14 protein-coding genes are annotated in these 17,715 nt (G+C 57.9%); 8 read left to right on the forward strand and 6 right to left on the reverse strand.

The genetic code is table 11. From position 1 onward, the window contains the following. Positions 1-49: 49 nt before the first annotated feature. On the reverse strand, positions 50-1,714 hold the full coding sequence (locus G518_RS0123220) for an NAD+ synthase (RefSeq protein ID WP_028604570.1): 1,665 nt from the start codon (positions 1,712-1,714) through the stop codon (positions 50-52). A 579-nt stretch (positions 1,715-2,293) separates the two neighbouring features. On the opposite strand from G518_RS0123220, the gene G518_RS0123225 reads away from it, so the two are divergent. The 5 genes from G518_RS0123225 (at position 2,294) to G518_RS36555 (ending at position 9,151) form a co-directional block, all read left to right on the forward strand. Continuing rightward, on the forward strand, positions 2,294-3,457 hold the full coding sequence (locus G518_RS0123225; protein ID WP_156909513.1) for a GNAT family N-acetyltransferase: 1,164 nt from the start codon (positions 2,294-2,296) through the stop codon (positions 3,455-3,457). Between the two features lie 18 nt (positions 3,458-3,475). After that, positions 3,476-3,943 (forward strand): acyl-CoA thioesterase, encoded by a 468-nt coding sequence (locus G518_RS0123230; RefSeq protein ID WP_028604572.1) that lies wholly within the window; start codon positions 3,476-3,478, stop codon positions 3,941-3,943. A gap of 92 nt (positions 3,944-4,035) precedes the next feature. Further along, complete coding sequence (locus G518_RS0123235) at positions 4,036-6,558, forward strand: ABC transporter permease (protein ID WP_028604573.1); 2,523 nt, start codon at positions 4,036-4,038, stop codon at positions 6,556-6,558. Positions 6,559-6,591: 33 nt separating this feature from the next. Beyond that, a complete protein-coding gene (locus G518_RS0123240; RefSeq protein ID WP_028604574.1) occupies positions 6,592-7,224 on the forward strand; it encodes a glutathione S-transferase family protein in 633 nt (210 codons plus the stop codon). A 586-nt stretch (positions 7,225-7,810) separates the two neighbouring features. Then, on the forward strand, positions 7,811-9,151 hold the full coding sequence (locus G518_RS36555) for a DUF7933 domain-containing protein (RefSeq protein ID WP_169457996.1): 1,341 nt from the start codon (positions 7,811-7,813) through the stop codon (positions 9,149-9,151). 246 nt (positions 9,152-9,397) lie between these two features. Here G518_RS36555 and G518_RS0123250 read toward each other — a convergent pair whose 3' ends face one another. From G518_RS0123250 to G518_RS0123265, 4 genes are all read right to left on the reverse strand, one after another. Beyond that, positions 9,398-10,789, reverse strand: a complete 1,392-nt coding sequence (locus tag G518_RS0123250) for an aldehyde dehydrogenase family protein (protein WP_028604575.1) — start codon at positions 10,787-10,789, stop codon at positions 9,398-9,400. A gap of 342 nt (positions 10,790-11,131) precedes the next feature. Further along, positions 11,132-12,196 (reverse strand): isocitrate/isopropylmalate dehydrogenase family protein, encoded by a 1,065-nt coding sequence (locus tag G518_RS0123255; RefSeq protein ID WP_028604576.1) that lies wholly within the window; start codon positions 12,194-12,196, stop codon positions 11,132-11,134. A gap of 59 nt (positions 12,197-12,255) precedes the next feature. Beyond that, positions 12,256-13,221: a Bug family tripartite tricarboxylate transporter substrate binding protein gene (locus tag G518_RS0123260; RefSeq protein ID WP_028604577.1), complete on the reverse strand. Its 966-nt coding sequence runs from the start codon at positions 13,219-13,221 to the stop codon at positions 12,256-12,258. Positions 13,222-13,280: 59 nt separating this feature from the next. After that, positions 13,281-13,709, reverse strand: coding sequence for a cupin domain-containing protein (locus G518_RS0123265; protein ID WP_028604578.1), 429 nt, complete (start codon positions 13,707-13,709; stop codon positions 13,281-13,283). A 224-nt stretch (positions 13,710-13,933) separates the two neighbouring features. Here G518_RS0123265 and G518_RS0123270 point away from each other — a divergent pair, with 224 nt between their 5' ends. The 3 genes from G518_RS0123270 to G518_RS36560 all read left to right on the forward strand — a co-directional run bounded on the left by G518_RS0123270 (position 13,934) and on the right by G518_RS36560 (position 17,232). Next, positions 13,934-14,902 (forward strand): amidohydrolase family protein, encoded by a 969-nt coding sequence (locus G518_RS0123270; RefSeq protein ID WP_169457997.1) that lies wholly within the window; start codon positions 13,934-13,936, stop codon positions 14,900-14,902. 106 nt (positions 14,903-15,008) lie between these two features. Further along, on the forward strand, positions 15,009-15,899 hold the full coding sequence (locus G518_RS0123275) for a GntR family transcriptional regulator (protein ID WP_028604580.1): 891 nt from the start codon (positions 15,009-15,011) through the stop codon (positions 15,897-15,899). A 97-nt stretch (positions 15,900-15,996) separates the two neighbouring features. After that, complete coding sequence (locus G518_RS36560) at positions 15,997-17,232, forward strand: patatin-like phospholipase family protein (protein ID WP_084652173.1); 1,236 nt, start codon at positions 15,997-15,999, stop codon at positions 17,230-17,232. 269 nt (positions 17,233-17,501) lie between these two features. Here G518_RS36560 and G518_RS40720 read toward each other — a convergent pair. Next, a partial coding sequence (locus G518_RS40720) for a hypothetical protein (RefSeq protein ID WP_211231757.1) occupies positions 17,502-17,715 on the reverse strand: 214 nt, incomplete at its 5' end.

The raw sequence follows: 17,715 nt of genomic DNA on the forward strand, positions 1-17,715 counted from the left end.
AGCAAGCAGAAGAATGAGGTCAGGGAAGAGCAGGGCTTCGAACGTGTGTTCAGGCCCTGAACTTGTTGGTAATAGGATAACGCCAATCCTTGCCGAATCCGCGATGAGTCACTCGGGTACCCTCGGCTGACTGGCGGCGCTTGTACTCGTTCATCTTGATCAGGCGAGTTACTTTCTCCACATCTTCGGCCTTGAAGCCTTGTGCGATCAACTCAGCCACGCCCATGTCGTTTTCCATGTAGCGCTCGATGATGGCATCCAGCACCTCATAAGGGGGGAGGCTGTCTTGGTCAGTCTGCTCGGGCCGCAGCTCGGCACTGGGCGGACGGGTGATGATGCGCTCCGGAATCGGGTTGGCCCCGGTTTTGTAAGGGTCATGCTCATTGCGCCAGCGCGCCATTTCGAACACTTTGGTTTTCAGAACGTCCTTGATGGGTGCGAAACCCCCACACATGTCTCCATAGAGCGTGCAATAGCCGGTGGCGTATTCGCTCTTGTTGCCTGTGGTCAGCACCAGGTGTCCGTGCTTGTTGGAAAGCGCCATCAGCATGACGCCTCGAATCCGGGCCTGGATGTTTTCTTCCGTTGAATCTTCTGGCTTCCCGCCAAAAAGCGGTGTCAGGGAGGCCTTGAAGCCCTCGAACTCTGGAAGTATGGAGATCTCGTCGTATTTCACATCCATGCGCTGCGCCATTTCGCGGGCATCTTCCACACTGATGCTGGCCGTGTAAGGGCTGGGCATCATGACCGCGTGCACCATGTCTTTGCCCAGGGCATCTACCGCTATGGCCATCACCAGGGCCGAATCAATGCCCCCGGAGAGTCCCAAAATAACGCTTTTGAAGCCGTTTTTGTGTATGTAGTCGCGCACACCCATGACCAGCGCATCCCACAGGTCATCTTCCGGTGCCCGTGCACGGGCTGTTTCGGCTGTTAGAGCGAGGGCGTTTTCTTTTCGCTCAACGTCTACGTAAAAGAGTTTTTCCTCAAAGCTGGGCGCGCGTCCCATCAGGGCGCCATCGCTGGCGAGCGCAAATGACTGGCCTTCGAACACGACTTCGTCCTGACCACCCACCATGTGCGTATAGACCAAGGGTAATCCGCAGGCATGGGCCCGTTCCGCCATCATGGCTTCACGTTCATAGCCCTTGCCCACATGAAAGGGCGATGCATTAATGACGGCGAGCAATTCGGCTCCAGCGTCTCTGGCCAATTCAGCAGGCTCATCGAACCAGGCGTCTTCGCAGATCAACAAGCCCACACTGATGTCTCCGGCCTGGAAAACGCAGGTGCCTTGCCCTGGGACGAAGTAGCGCCGTTCGTCAAATACCTGGTAATTGGGTAGTTGGCGCTTGGCATAGTTTTCTATGACTCGGCCGTTCTTGAGGACACTGGCTGAGTTGGTGCGATGAGACACCGTGATGCTCTTGCCGCGTTGATCGTGTCCCACAGGGTGCCCGACCACGATGGCCATGTCGATCAGTCCTGCGGTTTCCCTGGCGACGGTTTTCACTGCGTCGTCGCAGGCCGCAAGGAAGGAAGGGCGCAGAAACAAATCTTCGGCGATGTAAGCGCAGATCGAGAGTTCAGGCGTGAGCAGCAGGCGCGCACCCTGCGCATAAGCTGCTTTTGCCGCTTCGATGATCTTCTGCGCATTGCCCTGCATGTCGCCGACGATCAGGTTGAGCTGCGCCACACAGATTCTTAAAGTCATACCAGTGTCGTGAGTTAGAAGAGGGAATGGTAGCAGCCAGAGGCTTACCCGAGAGCCCGGCATTTGAGTCACGGGCGCTTGTGCATAGGTATCTACACATCTCTTTCGCCGTCATTCCCGCGCAGGCGGGGATCCAGGGTTAATAAGCACCGCGCTCGCAGATCGCTGAGCCAATTAGTGATAAGTCTAAGAAATTCGGGTTGGCGAGCGTGTGGTTTAGGGCAAGTCGCGTCAGGTAATCCTGGATCCCCGCCTGCGCCAGAATGACGGAGAAGAGCAATGGAAGATCTATGCCCCTGGGGCCTGGGAGTGGGCTTGGCCCTAAATATAAAGTGCCCATGAATTGTCCGGTTCTGACGAATCCCCCGGCGTTGAGATAATCGGCCCTATCAACTGAAGTGCTGAAATGGGTTTGGGGTATTCCCTTTTTCCCGTTTCCGTGTTCGCTGAGCACGTACTACCCCACATCCATCTTTGGCTCGCCCCTTGCCCCACCGATCGCGCTTTCGTACCCAACTCATCGATGAGCCCTCCGGCGTGAACGGCCAGGAATGGGATGCGCTGTTGGCGCGCCAAGCCATGCCAACACCTTTCATGCGGCACGCTTATCTGAGTGCCCTTCATGAGAGTGATAGCGCAGTCCCCCGTACGGGATGGGCTCTGCGCTTCATGCTGCTGTGGGATGGTGATGAACTGGCCGCCGCCTGTCCGCTCTACGCCAAATCTCATTCTTACGGGGAATATGTGTTCGATTGGGCTTGGGCCAATGCTTACGCAGAGCACGGGTTGAACTACTACCCGAAGGCGCTGATCGCCGTTCCTTTCACGCCTGTGCCCGGTTCTCGGCTGTTGGCCAGAGATGCCCAAGCTCGGGAGGCGCTGGTGAGAGCGGTGATCGCCTGGTGCGGTGAGCATGAGCTTTCTTCCCTGCATGTGTTGTTCGGTGACGAGGCCGATCGCGCCGCCTGCGACGCCGCGGGATTGCTGCAGCGCCATCAGGTGCAGTTTCATTGGAAAAATCTGGCTCCAGCGTCCACATCGGGGCCGGTACTCGCAGAGGCCTCCACTTCCGCCCTTGTTTCGCCAGAAGCTCGTCAATTCAGAGACTTCGATGATTTTCTGAGCAGCCTGACGCAGGAAAAGCGCAAGAAAATTCGCCAGGAGCGGCGCAAGGTTCGCGAGGCGGGTGTGCATTTTCGCTGGGCACGTGGAGCGGATATTTCAGAGGCTGATTGGGCGTTTTTCTATAGCTGCTACGAGCGAACCTATCTTGAGCATGGCAATCCGCCTTACCTAGCACCTGAGTTTTTCTCTGCGATGGCCAGCTCCATGCCTGAGCACTGGGTGCTCTTCGTGGCTGAGCGCGACGGCCAGCCTATGGCGACCAGCCTGATCGCTGTGAGCACCGGAGATGCCCGGGTGTTGGGCGAGGCCGGCTCTCCTGCGGTGGCTTACGGCCGATATTGGGGTGCACTGGAACGGGTAGACAGCCTGCATTTCGAGGCGTGCTACTACCAGCCCATCGAGTGGTGTATTGCTCACGGAGTCGAGAGCTTCGAGGGTGGCGCGCAAGGTGAACACAAAATGGCCCGCGCCCTGATGCCGGTTCGCACCCATAGCGCACATTGGCTGGCTCACCCGGCTTTTTCCGACGCGGTGGAGCGTTTCCTGGAGCGTGAGGGCGAGGGTGTTGAAAACTATATGGAAAACCTGCAGGAGCGCTCGCCGTTTCGGCGTACCTGACATCCAATGGAGACGACCATGAACATGCCCGCACACCAGCTTTCGATGACTGTTCTGATGACGCCTGATACGGCCAATTTTTCAGGCAATGTACATGGCGGCACCATCTTGAAGCTGCTCGACCAGGTGGCGTACGCTTGCGCCTCGCGTTACGCGGCTCGTTATGTCGTGACCATGTCGGTTGATCAGGTGGTTTTTCGGCAGCCCATTTACGTTGGTGAACTGGTGACGTTTTTGGCCTCTGTCAACCATACGGGGACGTCCTCCATGGAAATTGGCATCAAGGTGGTGGCTGAGAACATTCGTACTCAAGAAGCTCGGCATGTGAATTCGTGCTTTTTCACCATGGTCTCCGTGGATGAGAGCAACAAGCCCGTGCCCGTGACCCCGCTTCGGCCATTCAGCTCTGATGAGAAGCGCCGTTTCAAGGAGGCGGTCGCCCGCAAGGAATTGCGCCGCGAGTTTGAAGCGCGTGCACGAGGTTAGAAAGCTGCCGCGATAGTTGCAGCTCACGATCTCGTGCTGCATGCCCTTTACCCGAGGTCCATTCGGCATTTGCGATAAGGTTACGTCCAATGATGAATTCTTCCGCTTCCGCTCTGGGTTGGCGAACCCTTTGGCGTGATCTTCGCTCGGGCGAGTTACGCCTGCTCATGGTGGCCGTTACCCTGGCCGTCGCTGCGCTCACAGGCGTGGGCTTTTTCTCTGACAGGCTGCAATCCGGCCTGCAAAGGGATGCACGTCAGCTACTGGGTGGCGATGCGGTGGTGGTCAGCGACAATCCTCCTGCCGAAGCGTGGCAAAAGGAGGCCGAAAAGCTGGGCCTGCAGAGCGCGCTGACCCTTGGTTTTCCGACCATGGGCCGCGCGGGGGACGAGCAAGGTGGTGCTACTCGGCTTGTGGCGCTGAAAGCAGTCAGCCCGGGCTATCCCCTGCGAGGCAGCCTGCGGGTGGCGCAAACTTCACAAGATACGGTGGGAGCGACCACGCGTGAGATCCCGGCGCGCGGGGAAACCTGGGTCGAAGCGCCGCTGCTCGAGGCTCTGAACCTCAAGGTGGGCGATGCCTTGCTGCTGGGTGATGGCAGCCTGCGCATCACGCGGGTGATCACATTGGAGCCGGATCGGGGCGGCGGCTTTATGAGTTTCGCGCCGCGTGTGATGCTCAACGAGGCCGATCTGCCTGCGACCAATCTGGTGCAGCCGGCCAGCCGCATTACGTACCGGCTGGCACTAGCGGGTAACGATACAGCGGTTAAACGCTATCAAGACTGGGCTGATGCGCAGTTGAAAACCCCCGGCGTTCACGGGGTGCGGCTCGAATCCCTGGAGGGCGGGCGCCCGGAAATGCGCCAGACGCTCGACCGCGCTGAGAAATTCCTGAATCTCGTAGCACTCCTGGCAGCCTTGCTCTCTGCCGTGGCGGTGGCGTTGGCAGCGCGTGGTTTCGCTTCTCGGCATCTTAATGACTGCGCCATGCTGCGCGTGCTGGGTTTGCCTCAGCGCACGATTGCAGGCGCTTACACCATCGAATTCTTGCTCGCGGGGCTTGCCTCCAGCGCAGTAGGTGTCGCTCTGGGCTACGCGGTGCATTACGTATTCGTTTCCATGCTTTCGGGCCTGGTGGATGCGGCACTGCCGGCGGCGAGCTTCTGGCCGGCGGTTTTTGGGGTGGGTATTGGCTTGACGTTGCTGGTGGCGTTTGGTTTGCCGCCGGTACTTCAACTGGCGCAAGTACCGCCGTTGCGGGTGATCCGGCGCGATGTGGGCGCGCTGCGGCCGGCTTCACTGGCGGTGCTGGGGTTGGGCGTGGCGGGCTTCGCTGCGCTGCTTCTGGCGGTCAGCTCTGACTTACAGCTGGGGCTGATCGCGGTGGGTGGTTTCGCAGGTGCGGTGGCTGTGTTCGCACTCCTTTCCTGGGGCGCGGTCAAACTGCTGCGCCGTGTGGTGAACGAGGCTACGGCACCGCGCTGGTTGGTATTGGCCACTCGCCAGATTTCAGCCAGGCCAGCGTATGCCATGGTGCAGGTCAGCAGCCTGGCTGTGGGGCTGCTTGCCTTGGTGTTGCTGGTTTTGCTGCGCACAGACCTTGTGAGCAGTTGGCGCCAGGCCACACCAGCGGACGCGCCAAACCGTTTCGTGATCAACATCATGCCGGAGCAAGGTGACGCTTTTCGCGCCAACTTGAAAGGCGCGGGCGTGGAGACGCTCGATTGGTATCCCATGTTCCGCGGCAGGCTGATCGCCATCAACGGCAAAGATACATCGCCTGATAGCTTCACCGAAGACCGGGCCAAGCGGCTGGTCGATCGGGAATTCAATCTGTCGAACGCGCTCGAAAAACCAGTGCACAACGAGGTAACTGCCGGACGCTGGGTAGAGGGCGAAGCAGGCGCGATCAGCGTCGAGGAGGGCATTGCCGAGACCCTGGGCCTCAAGATGGGAGATAGCCTGCGGTTTGACATCGGCGGCATGCCTGTTGAAGCGCGCATTACATCGCTGCGTAAAGTGGACTGGAGCTCCATGCACGCCAATTTCTTCGTGATGTTCCCCGTGGCGCAACTGGCTGATTTACCCATCACGTACCTGGCGGCGTTCCGAGCCCCAGCGCAACAGGGCTTTGACAACGCGCTGGTCAGGCAGTTTCCCAACGTGACCAACGTAGATATGAGTGCGACCCTGGCTCAGGTACAGCGTGTACTTGATCAGGTCATCCGCGCCGTGGAGTTTCTCTTTGGCTTCACGCTGGTGGCGGGCCTCATCGTGCTGTTTGCCGCCGTGACTGCGACACGTGAGGAGCGGGCGCGGGAGTTTGCCATCATGCGCGCCGTGGGTGCGAGCGGAAAGTTGCTTGGCGGCGTGCAACGTGCCGAATTGGTGGGCGTGGGCCTGCTCGCAGGGTTTCTGGCCAGCTCGGTAGCCATTGTGGTGGGCTGGGCGATGGCACGCTATGCCTTCGATTTCCAATGGACAGCCTCACCCTGGGTGCTGGTGGCTGGCAGCGTCGCAGGCGCCGTGCTGGCTCTGGCTGCTGGTTGGTGGGGGCTGCGTGAGGTGCTGCGCAGGCCCGTTGTTGAGACGCTGCGTGCGGCAGCCGAGTAGATTCGTTTTTATCTATAAATTGAGGAGCAAAACATGACTAAATCTGATACCACGCTGTACTTCGTACCCGGAACTTGCGCTCAGGCAGTGTTGATCGCCTTGTATGAAGCGGGCGCTGATTTCACGCTAAAAACGCTTAGCTTTGCCGCGAACGAGCAACGTAGCCCAGAGTACCTGGCCATCAATCCGAAAAGCCGCGTGCCGGCCTTAGTCACTCCCCAAGGTGTGCTGACCGAAGTCCCCGCCTTGCTGCTCTATGTGGCACAAACCCACCCGCAAGCCAACCTTGCGCCTCTGAACGATCCGTTCGCCTTGGCGCATATGCAGGAATTCAACGCCTACCTGGCTTCTACTGTGCATATCTCTCATGCGCACAGGCCACGTGCTTCTCGCTGGGCAGACGACGAAGCCGCACAGGCCTCCATGCGCGCCAAGGTGCCTCAGAACATGCGCGAGTGCTTTACCGTGATCGAGACCCACTACCTTGGCGACAAGCCCTGGGTCATGGGTGATCAATTCACCGTGGCCGATGGTTACCTCTACACCATGGCGGGTTGGCTGGAAAGTGATGGCGTGGATATCGCCGAGTTTCCCCGTGTGGCGGCACATAGTGCTCGCGTACGCGCGCGCGCTTCTGCCAAAAAAGTGGCTGAGGCTGTGGCGTAGCTTCGACTTGACTGGGCAGGGGCGAACTACGCCATTTTGCTCGCGGTTAGCTGCCTCCTCAGGACGTGGTTTGGCTACGGAAGGTGCTTGCATTCAAGCACCTTTTTTTCCGTCTTTCGTTTTTGTCAGCTTTTTTGGGCACCTAGTGCTCGACTTTTGTTTGGTAAATTACAGAAACGTTTGGTAACTTGCTTTTTCTAAAACTCCAGGAAAAAAACTCTTAGATCGATTCGTAATTTCAAACGCACGCCGCTGCGAAAATTCAACGTCCAAATCGAATTTCAACAAACAGATAGTGAAAAAATGAAGTCTTTCATGCTAATGAAAATTGATTTATTCTACAAATAGAAGTGTTTGGAATTATTGCTTGAGTCATTGGTTTATGGCTTCAGGTTGCACCTGCCCATTCGTTGATTTGCCAGCACGTCGTCTGCTTGCTTCGAAAATTCAGCTCTATGATCCTTGGTTAGGGTGATTTTGTCTCGTTATAGAGACATGTGTGCGAAATATGTGAACTAACTGGCACTCTCTAAAATGGCCTGGAGAATAAAATGTAATTTTTTGCATGTCACACAGGAGTTGGGCAATGAGACGCAATGGAATGGTTTCCCCGGAAGTGCTACGTCTTACACCGTCGCGTCTTGTGCATTGGTTGAGCCTCTGCGTGGTGGGCGGCTGCAGTTTGCTCGCCGCCAGCGCGGCGAACGCAGTGCCTCAGGTGCCTCAGGCTCCTACGCTCATATTTTTTGAAGATTTTCAGAATATCGTGCCTCCCGCCAACGGTATGCTCCTGACCGGATATACAGGTGGGGGAGGAGAGACTTACAGTGCCGACGCTGCGTGGCTGGCAGGTTGCAACGGCTTGATGTCCTCAGGCAATGAGGCTGCTGCTGGCTCATTTGGTCAGACCGCAGCTTGCAGCGGTCAGACAGAGTGGAATCAGACCCAGCAAATTGCATGGGCTCTGGGTCAGTTCAAGAACCCGACGACTGCGTGGGGCAATTACGCCGTGTCGGCCTACACATCCAATAGTCCTGCCGCCAACCTGATCGAGTTCCAGTCGAATAATCCTATTGCGCTACCCCATCCTGGTCGTTTCATCGCAGCCAGAATTGATGTGGGCGCACTGAACTGCGCGAGAGCCTCGGCTCCGTACCTTCAATTCCAGTTGCTGGATGGCGCTACGGTGCTCAATGCCGGTGCTGTGATCAACGGATGTACTGGTGCCAACGGACCTAATAGCTATACGCTGATCGATACGCCTGCAATAGGTACAGCACCTGCTGGTGTTGGCGACATAGGCGAGACAGCTGGTGCCCGAGTTGATACATATACCAGCGGCGGCGTGATCATTACAGGCTCGTCCGCTGGTATTCGCATGCGCAATATAAATGGCGGCGGCGGTGGTAACGACCATGCCTTTGATAACGTTGAATTGTTGGACGTCAGTCCTGCGCTGGACAAGTCTTTCTCGCCGACTTCGGTGATGGTGAACGCTACGTCCACACTGACCTTTACAGTCACGAATACCAGCGAACTGGGGTCAAAACCTGGCTGGTCATTCACAGACACGCTTCCAGCAGGCTTGGTGGTGGCTACGCCTCCTGCGACATCGACTACTTGCGACAGTGGCTCTGTGACGGCTGTGGCCGGAGGCTCGACTGTTGCTGTGACCGGTAATTTGAACACTGGCTCCACCTACTGCACGATGACGGTAAATGTCACTTCAGCTAGCGCGGGATCCTATGTCAACGGCCCTGACAACATCGTTTCCCAAGGTCTGACGCCTCCTCAGCCCTCCACCGTGAGGTTTGGCGCACCTGCTCCAGTCGTGACTGCTGTTCCAGTCGGAACTCCTCTCATGCTGCTGCTGCTTTCCACCTTCCTGGCTGGTTTCGCGGGCCTGAGGTTGCGCGGCCGCAAGTGATGGTGGTCGAGAGTTCATGTGACCATCGCACGTTGGAATGGTTGCATGAATTTTGAGTCTGAGGCAGTGAACAACTCCTTGTAAGCATTGCGCCAGCTCATACGCTGGCGCAATGTTTTTGGGGCATGCAGAGTGCACCACGCTGATTGTGTCCCTGAAGAGGCGAGGGCAAGCGTGCAGTTTCCCCTGGCATCACTTCTGGCGCCTGTCGACGCGGCGCTTGATAAGCGCCAGCCATGCTGGACTTCAAGAGGCGAGAGCAGCCCAATAGGTTCTTATGTTGGAAAACTCCCGTACCCCGGCGGCGGCGAGCTCACGTCCATAACCGGACTTTTTCGTTCCTCCGAAGGGAACGCGTGCGTCTGAAGCCGTGATGGCATTGATGAACGCTGCCCCTGAAGTGATTTGCTTGGCTACTCGCACGCCGTGTTCCGCTGATGCGGTCCAGATGCTGAGCGAGAGGCCAAAGGCTGTGGCGTTGGCCAGTTCAATGGCGTGTCCGTCATCACGCGCCACGGTAATGGCTGCCACTGGGCCAAATGTCTCTTCATCGAAAACGGCCATGCCGGGCTGTGCGTTAGCGATGATGGTGGGTTCGAAGTAAAAGCCATCTCCTTGGCGAGCGCGCCCTCCGATCAGAAGTTTTCCACCTGCCGCCACCGATTGGTCGATCTGCCGCTGCAGGGCGTCGCGCAGATCGGAGCGTGCCATGGGGCCCATTCGGGTCGACGCTGCGGTGGGGTCTCCTACCGAGAGTGCGCGAGTGCCTTCGACAAACCGTTGGGTGAACTCTGCCGCCACCTTCTCGGAAACGATGAACCGCTTGGCGCAGACGCAGCTTTGCCCCGCGTTCTGAAAACGCGCTTTGACAGCCGCTTCAGCGGCCGCAGGAACGTTAGCGTCATCGAGCACCACGAAGGCATCAGAGCCACCAAGCTCCAGAACGGACTTTTTAGATGCTCGGCCAGCGGCTGAACCTACGGCGGCGCCAGCGCGGTTGGACCCAGTGAGGGTCACGGCCGCGATACGGTCGTCAGCGATCAGGCGCTCGATCTCGGCGGGGACTTCAGATTCTGCGATCAGCAGCGTCGTCAGCAGGTGCTTGGGCAGGCCTGCTTCTTCGAAAAGTTGCTGCAAGGCAAGAGCGCATCCGGTCACATTGGGCGAATGCTTGAGCAAAATGCCGTTGCCCGACACGATGGCCGGGAGCGCGAAGCGCATGACCTGCCAAACGGGGAAATTCCAGGGCATCACGGCCAACACCAAGCCTATGGGTTCGTAGCTGACCCAGGCGGCTGCGCCCTCGATATCCACTTTTTCGTCTGCCAGGAGATGAGGCGCATTGTCTGCGTAGTAGAGCGCGGTGACCGCGGACTTTTCCATCTCCCCCGCAGCTTCGCCCAGTGGCTTTCCCATCTCTGAAGTGATGAGGCGTGCGAAACGGTCTTTCTGGGCGCGCAAGTGTTCTGCCAGCCGCCGCGCCGCATTGGTGCGTACTTCCAAGGCTTGTTGGCCCCAGACTTTAGCGGCGGCGTGCGCAGCGTCCACCGCTTGGTTGATGCCGGTCTGATCCCAGCCTTCGTAGGTGGCCAGTGGCTGCCCGGTGGTGGGATCGATGGTCGTGATAGATCGTGTCATGTCAATATTTCTGCAAATAGGTTGCCTTGGGGCCGGTCGGACTTAGAGCGTCGGTAGCGCAACGGGGAATTAGGGCCAATACCGTTCTACGGAGAGGCTTAAGCTAATTTGCCTTGAAAACCATAAACCGTTCACGCTGAGCTTGTCGAAGCGCCGCGCGAGACTTCGACAAGCTCAGCCCGAACGGTGTTTATCGATTAAGCGCGATTCAGCATTCAATAGGACCAGCAGCTTGTGACGCCATTAATTTCCCTGCTATGCGAAGAGCCGGATCGAAAGAGTGTTGGCACTGCGGTCCATATATGGCCGGCTACTTCTATCGACGACAAGTTTCTGCTGCTCTCAAAGTGCAGCAGCTACGCGCTCACCGAACGCTTTGCACCCGAGCGTTCCGCCCAGGTCGGCGGTGCGATATGCAGGGTTTTCAAGCGTGGTATCCACTGCAGCTTCAATGGCTTTGGCCGCATTCATTAACGCATCAGAGTTGTGCCGCTCGCCGAGCCAGTGCGCCAGCATGGCGACCGAAAGAATCATGGACACCGGGTTGGCCTTGTCCTGCCCCTGGATATCTGGTGCGGAGCCGTGCTGGGCTTGAGCGCAGCACAGGGCGTCGCCCGCCATGATCGAGCCGGCTAGCCCCAGGCTGCCGGATAGCTCGGAGGCGAGATCCGACAGGATGTCCGCATAGAAGTTTTCGGCCACCAGCACGTCAAACCGTTCTGGGTTGCGCACCAAATACGCAGTTGAGGCGTCTACGAGCAGATCGTCGAGTTGGACCTCTGGGAACTCCTTGGCCACGGTTCTAACGGCTTCCAGGAAGAGGCCGTCGGTCATGTGAAAGCTGTTGGCTTTGTGAATGGCCGTGACCTTCTTGCTTCGCTTCATCGCGAGCTCAAAGGCACGGCGCGCGATGCGTTCGCTGCAGTGGCGAGTGATCTTGCGCACTGAAATGGCCATGTCGGGAGACGGCATCATTTCCCCCCAACCCATAGCCATGTTCCTGTCTGGGTAGAAGCCTTCCGTCGCCTCGCGCATGATCACGAGATCCATGGTTTTGCCGGCCTTCATGTTGGAGGGCAGGAAAGGGCGGGTGCGCGCGGGCCGTACGTTGGCGTAGAGATCCAGCTTCACTCGAAAAGCGGACGATATATTGTGGCCGCCTTTTTCAGGACGTGGATAGTCTGCATGCGATTGGGTGCCAAGGATGATGCCGTCGTAGCTCCGAGCGTTTTGCAGGGTTTCGTCCCTGAGCGTGGTGCCGTGTTTGTCCAGCGAAGCAAAGCCAACTTCATCGTAGTCGTAATCGAAACCGAGCTTGAATTTGGCGTCTGCGGCCTTGAGCACTTGGACGGCGGCCGCGACTATTTCGGGGCCAATGCCGTCACCAGGGAGAACGAGCAATCTCATCATGAATCCTTCTAATTTCTTGATAATTTCTTGATAGCAACTTCACTGTGTCGCGGGGACTACTCAAGCTTGATGTTCGACTCTTTGATGACTCGGGCCCACCTTGCAGATTGCGCCTTCATGAACTCTCCCATTTGTTGGGGAGTGCCACCCACGCCGATGGCGCCGATGCCGTCTAGCAGAGTGACGACCGCCGGGTCTTTCAGAACGGCGTTGACCTGGGTGTTGAGCCACTGAACCACAGGTGCTGGTGTGCCAGCTGGTGCCACAAAACCGTACCAGGCGGGTACGTCAAAGTCTTTCATACCTTGTTCAGCAAAAGTAGGTACATCCGGCAGCACCTTCAGGCGTTGATCTGCGGCCATGCCAATGGCGCGCACTTTTCCGCCTTTGACAAACGAAATCGCCGAAGTTGATGTGTCAAACATCATCTGTATCTGGCCACCGATGAGATCCGTCATGGCCGGAGCACTGCCCTTGTAGGGAATGTGGGTCATGTCGGTTTGCGTGGTGAGCTTGAAGAGCTCTCCGGCCAAATGGACCGATGTACCCGAACCACCGGATCCATAGTTCAGTTTTCCAGGATTTGCTTTCGCCGAAGCCGTGAGACCCGCCACATCTTTAATGGGGGAGTTGCTTGGAACGATCAGTACCGTTGGCGCGTTGGCGATATGCACCACAGGCGCAAAGCCATCGGCCTTATAGCGCAGGTTGTTGTAGAGATGAGGGTTCACCGACAAGGTGAACTGGCCGAGCAGCAGGGTGTAACCATCAGGATTGGCCCGTGCTGCAGCCTCGTTTCCTATGTTGGTTCCACCACCGCCCCGGTTGTCGATGATGAACGTCTTGCCTGTCTTTTCCGTCAGCTTGGTGGCGATCAGGCGAGCGATGTTGTCGCTGCCGCCACCGGCTTGAAATGGCACGATGATCGTGACTGGTTTTTCAGGGTAGGTCTGTGCGCTGGCGATGAACGGTGAAGCGCAGAGCAGGGCGATGGCGCTGAGCGTGAGTTGACGGCGATGCATGGATGTGTCCTCTTTATTTATTGAATATGAATGGCTGGAGCGATTTGCGCAGAGCGTTCCTAGGACTTTTTGCCGTGCTCTGCGGAAACGAAGTTCGTCTGTCCCGTTTCCTGGAGCGTGCGAGTGGCGTCGACTCGGGCGTAGATCCAGAGGATCTTCATCGGCTCGGTGTCTGAAAGATTGCGAAAGCGGTGCGGCAGGTTCGGTGGAAGCCAGGTTGTGTCCAGTGGTTGTAGCCGCACTGATTCCTGGCCTTCGATGTCCAACATGGCGTCACCCGCGAGAAGCATGACGCTCTCTTCGCAGTTGTGGCTGTGGAATGGAATCTTGGTACCTGGCGCGAACGAGGTAATGCCGTTGATGAATGACGACGCGCCGCAAGACGGGCCGACCAATGCAATGGTGCTGGCACCTCCGCCACGATCGTGATTGGGCAGGTCCGAAGGGCGCAGTACAGCAGCCCGGAGGGCTGGAGTGGAGGAGGTCATGAGCTTTCCTGTGGCTGAACGAGGTGGTTCTGTTCGCGGTGAATGGTTGGGTTTATGGAATCATAAAATACCATGATGACTATGTAAATACAGGGGTTTACCCTAGTTATAGGTGGATTTTATGGTTTTGTATGAATTTATAGATCCGGTGCCATCGTATGATTGCGCAAGGCCGTATGTCCCAAACTCCTGGGTTGCAGCCGACATTTCTGGAGAAAATTGCCATGAATACAAGACTGTCGGGGGCGGACTCCCCGAGCGGTCAAGTGAAAGCCGGCGCCGCTTCAACCGTGCTTTCCGGTGTCACGATCGACCACATTCGACCCCCGGGCGCTGCGTTGCCGGCTGGCAGTTGCGATTGCCACGTGCACATATTCGATCCGGTGCGTTTTCCCTATGCGACCGAGCGAACCTACACCCCGGCAGCCGCAGTCACCGCTGATCTGTTGGCGTTTGAGCGTCGCCTTGGGATCGACCGAATCGTCTTGGTGCAGCCCAGCGGGTACGGAACTGATAACAGCTGCCTGTTGGATGCGCTGCGTCAGCTGAGCACCGCCCGTGCTCGGGGTGTCGCCGTGATTGATTTGCCGCGTATCACTGCCTCTGAAATCGATGGCTTGCATGCGGCGGGGGTCCGGTCTATCCGGCTGAATCTGGAGGTCAAGGGCGAGCAGAGCCCAGCCAAGGCAAAGGCTTTGCTTACTGAGGCGTTTCAGGTCGTGGAGTCACCCGGATGGTCTATCCAGATCTATGCGGATGCCAGCGTCATCGCAAGCGTTGCAGACCTCATTGCACAGGCACATACGCCTGTGGTGTTGGATCACTTCGGTGGCATAAAGGCCGAAAGAGGCTTGGCGCAGCCGGGGTTTTCTTCCGTGCTTGAGCTTATCGCCAATGATCATGCCTACGTGAAGCTATCCGCTCCTTACCGCGCTTCCAAGCTGCCGGGTTACGAGGATCTGGCACCGTTCGCGCACAGATACATTGAGACAGCCCCCCACAATCTGGTGTGGGCATCGGATTGGCCGCACACCGGCAGCTCCACGAATCGTGGTGGAGACTTAAGTCAGGTCGAGCCGTTCCGTCTGATTGATGACGGCGCTTCGCTTGATCTGCTGCGCACCTGGGCCGGAGATGCTGGAACATTCCAACGCATCCTGGTGGACAACGCTGCGCGCTTGTATGGTTTTTAAGAACGCGTTCATGACGTGACTCGGGCCTTGCGCCCTCATGGCGAGAAACTGGCGAGCCACAGCTTGCGCGCTACCATTCATCTTTCTGTTGCACATCTCGTAAACAATGAGCCGAGTCAGTCTCGCGGAACAGCTCGCTAACAACGCCGAACTCTGGCTCCGTCAGGACAACGTGGCAGAGGGCACGGCCTTGCCGGAGCGAAGCCTGGCAACCCGTTTTCGTGTCTCGCGCTCTCCTGTGCGCGAAGCCTTGCAGATCCTGGCGCAGCGTGGCGTGATCGTCGCTCGGCCTGAAGGTGGCTATGCGGTTTCGGCGGCGCGGGACAACGCTAACGAGCCCGCACTACCGCCAGCGGATGAGGACGAGCCCATCTATCTGAAGATCGCGGAAGACCGGCTTAGCGGCGCCTTGCCCGAGCGCGTCACTGAGAATGAATTGATGCGCCGCTACGGGCTCACCCGCAGCCAACTGGGAGATGTGCTGCGGCGCATCACTCAAGAGGGGTGGATTGAGCGCCTGCCTGGCCATGGTTGGCAGTTTCTCCCCATACTGAATTCTTCAGCGGCCTATGACCAAGGCTATCGCATGCGTATCCTGCTGGAGCCCGCCGGGCTTCTGGAGCCCACTTACCGGCTTGACCGGGAAGGGCTCGTGAAATGCAGAGCTGAACAGCAAGCGCTTGTAGATGGCGCCGTGGAATGGGCTTCTCCGGCTCAGCTCTTTGACGCCAACACTCGTCTGCATGAAATCATTGCCACGTCTTCGGGCAATGTGTTCATCCTGGAGGCGTTGCGCCGTTTGAATCGTTTGCGCAGGCTGATGGAATACGGCAAGGCCGTGAACCGGTCCGCCGCTGCGCTGCGCTGCAAGGAACACCTGACCTTGATCGATCTTCTGCTGACCGACCAACGCGATGCCGCCGCCGATTTCATGCGCTTGCACCTTCGCGACGCAGCACGTGAGAAGTCGGCCAAGCAGTCAGGCCTTAGCGCGTAGATAAGCGTCGGCGCGGCTGCAAACCCTAGTCTTTAGCTGAGGCGGAGTAGGGAGCGCCCCCTAATTTTTGTCACCTGTCTGTGGTTCACTTGCAATCATGGAAGAAAAAAAGCAGATCAATCTCGCATTGCAAGGCGGTGGTGCCCACGGTGCGTTTACCTGGGGGGTGCTTGACGCCTTGCTTGCCGATGGCCGGCTGGCTATTGATGGCATCAGCGGCACCAGCGCCGGCGCGCTCAACGCCGTAGCCCTCGCTCACGGGTGGGCCAGCGCGCAAGAGACCGGGGCCGATCCAGGCGAGGGCGCGCGAGCGTCCCTGGCCAACGTGTGGAACAAGGTCATGGTCATGGGCGAAATCAGCGAGGGCCCGGGCCGACTCGCCCGTTTGATGATGGGCGCGCTGCCCAGCGCTCTGGGGCGGGTGTCGCCTTATCAATCGAACCCGCTGGATTACAACCCGCTGCGAAAACTGATTGAATCCGCAATCGACTTTGAGTTGCTGGCGAGGCTGAAATCCCTTAAGGTTTTTGTGGGCGCGACAGATGTAGAAACCGGGCGCGCCGAAATCTTCACCGGCAAACGCTTGACGGCCCAGGCGGTGATGGCCTCAGCATGCCTGCCCATGATGTTCCAGGCGCCCGAGATAGACGGGCGGCAATATTGGGATGGTGGCTATTCTGGCAACCCAGCTTTTGCTCCACTGATTGAGCAATGCGATACCAACGATGTACTGCTTGTGCAGATCAACCCGCTGCGCCAGCCTGGCCGTCCAACAACAGCGGCAGAGATCATTGATCGCGTGAACGACATCACCTTCAACGCCAGCTTGATTGCGCAGATGCGCACCATTGCCCTCATCAATGACATGGTGGAGAAGGGTGTGGCGGATGAAGGGCTCAAGCAGATCCGGTTGCACCGCATTGATGGTGGCAAGGCCATGCTGGAGTTGCCGCCTGCCACCAAAGTCTCGCCGCAACGTGCCACGGTGGAAAAGCTGTTTACATTGGGCTCGGAATCGGCACAGCGCTGGCTTAAGCGCAACCTCAGCGCCGTCGGCCAGAAAAGCAGTATTAATGTGCGGCGTGACTATGGAGACCCCTTGCGTCTGGATTTTGGCCAAGTGGACGCGGTGGACTCCGATGCTGAGCAGGAGGAACCGCCTGATCAGCCTGGCCCTGCGGCATTTACGCTTTGGTCAAAGGAAGAGCGTGAGCAGTCGGCCTTGAAGGCAGCCGAAGCCGTGGCCTCAGCCACCCAAGCCGCCTTAGGGCTGAGCGAGCGGCTCGACGAACCGGAAAAACCGGATTCGCCGAACTCTACGAGTGCTTATTGATCCGGACCGGTGATGTATTTTCCGATCACACCTTCTAAGGTTCTATAGTTTCGGTCAATCGGTCAATCGGTCAATCGGTCAATCGGTGAGTGGCGTTGAAAGATAAACGCCGTTCGGGTTGAGCTTGTCGAAACCTTGCGCAACGCTTCGACAGGCTTGTATGGTTTGGTTTCCATCAACCAACCATGAAGAAAGGGCGAGGAGCCGGGATGGAGGGACATCGACGGGCATCGGCCATTGCATTAGACCCAATGGACCGACTTACTGAGTCAGCACCCCATCCCTGCGCCGAGCGACGATAAGGAACCTGGCGACGTCACCTGCACGATGCAGTCTCGATCTCCAATTCTTGCAAGCTCACGCCGACAGCAGGGCCCACCCCGGCACTCGTATTTTGTACGATGAAGATCCAACAAGCTACCCAATTTGTTGGCGTAGATGTAGCAAGCGCCCATCTGGATGTCGCTGTGCATGGGCAAACCA

It is taken from the genome of Ottowia thiooxydans DSM 14619, from assembly GCF_000422885.1.
GTDB classification, from domain to species: domain Bacteria; phylum Pseudomonadota; class Gammaproteobacteria; order Burkholderiales; family Burkholderiaceae_C; genus Ottowia; species Ottowia thiooxydans.

What these genes read in the sequence shown, in the direction of transcription:
- G518_RS0123230 (WP_028604572.1), top strand. Translation starts at nt 3,476, where the DNA reads ATGAACATGCCCGCACACCAGCTTTCGATGACTGTTCTGATGACGCCT.
- G518_RS0123240 (WP_028604574.1), top strand. Translation starts at nt 6,592, where the DNA reads ATGACTAAATCTGATACCACGCTGTACTTCGTACCCGGAACTTGCGCT.
- G518_RS0123260 (WP_028604577.1), bottom strand. Translation starts at nt 13,221, where the DNA reads ATGCATCGCCGTCAACTCACGCTCAGCGCCATCGCCCTGCTCTGCGCT.
- G518_RS0123265 (WP_028604578.1), bottom strand. Translation starts at nt 13,709, where the DNA reads ATGACCTCCTCCACTCCAGCCCTCCGGGCTGCTGTACTGCGCCCTTCG.
- G518_RS0123255 (WP_028604576.1), bottom strand. Translation starts at nt 12,196, where the DNA reads ATGAGATTGCTCGTTCTCCCTGGTGACGGCATTGGCCCCGAAATAGTC.
- G518_RS0123270 (WP_169457997.1), top strand. Translation starts at nt 13,934, where the DNA reads ATGAATACAAGACTGTCGGGGGCGGACTCCCCGAGCGGTCAAGTGAAA.
- G518_RS0123250 (WP_028604575.1), bottom strand. Translation starts at nt 10,789, where the DNA reads ATGACACGATCTATCACGACCATCGATCCCACCACCGGGCAGCCACTG.
- G518_RS0123235 (WP_028604573.1), top strand. Translation starts at nt 4,036, where the DNA reads ATGAATTCTTCCGCTTCCGCTCTGGGTTGGCGAACCCTTTGGCGTGAT.
- G518_RS0123275 (WP_028604580.1), top strand. Translation starts at nt 15,009, where the DNA reads ATGAGCCGAGTCAGTCTCGCGGAACAGCTCGCTAACAACGCCGAACTC.
- G518_RS36555 (WP_169457996.1), top strand. Translation starts at nt 7,811, where the DNA reads ATGAGACGCAATGGAATGGTTTCCCCGGAAGTGCTACGTCTTACACCG.
- G518_RS0123225 (WP_156909513.1), top strand. Translation starts at nt 2,294, where the DNA reads ATGCCAACACCTTTCATGCGGCACGCTTATCTGAGTGCCCTTCATGAG.
- G518_RS0123220 (WP_028604570.1), bottom strand. Translation starts at nt 1,714, where the DNA reads ATGACTTTAAGAATCTGTGTGGCGCAGCTCAACCTGATCGTCGGCGAC.
- G518_RS36560 (WP_084652173.1), top strand. Translation starts at nt 15,997, where the DNA reads ATGGAAGAAAAAAAGCAGATCAATCTCGCATTGCAAGGCGGTGGTGCC.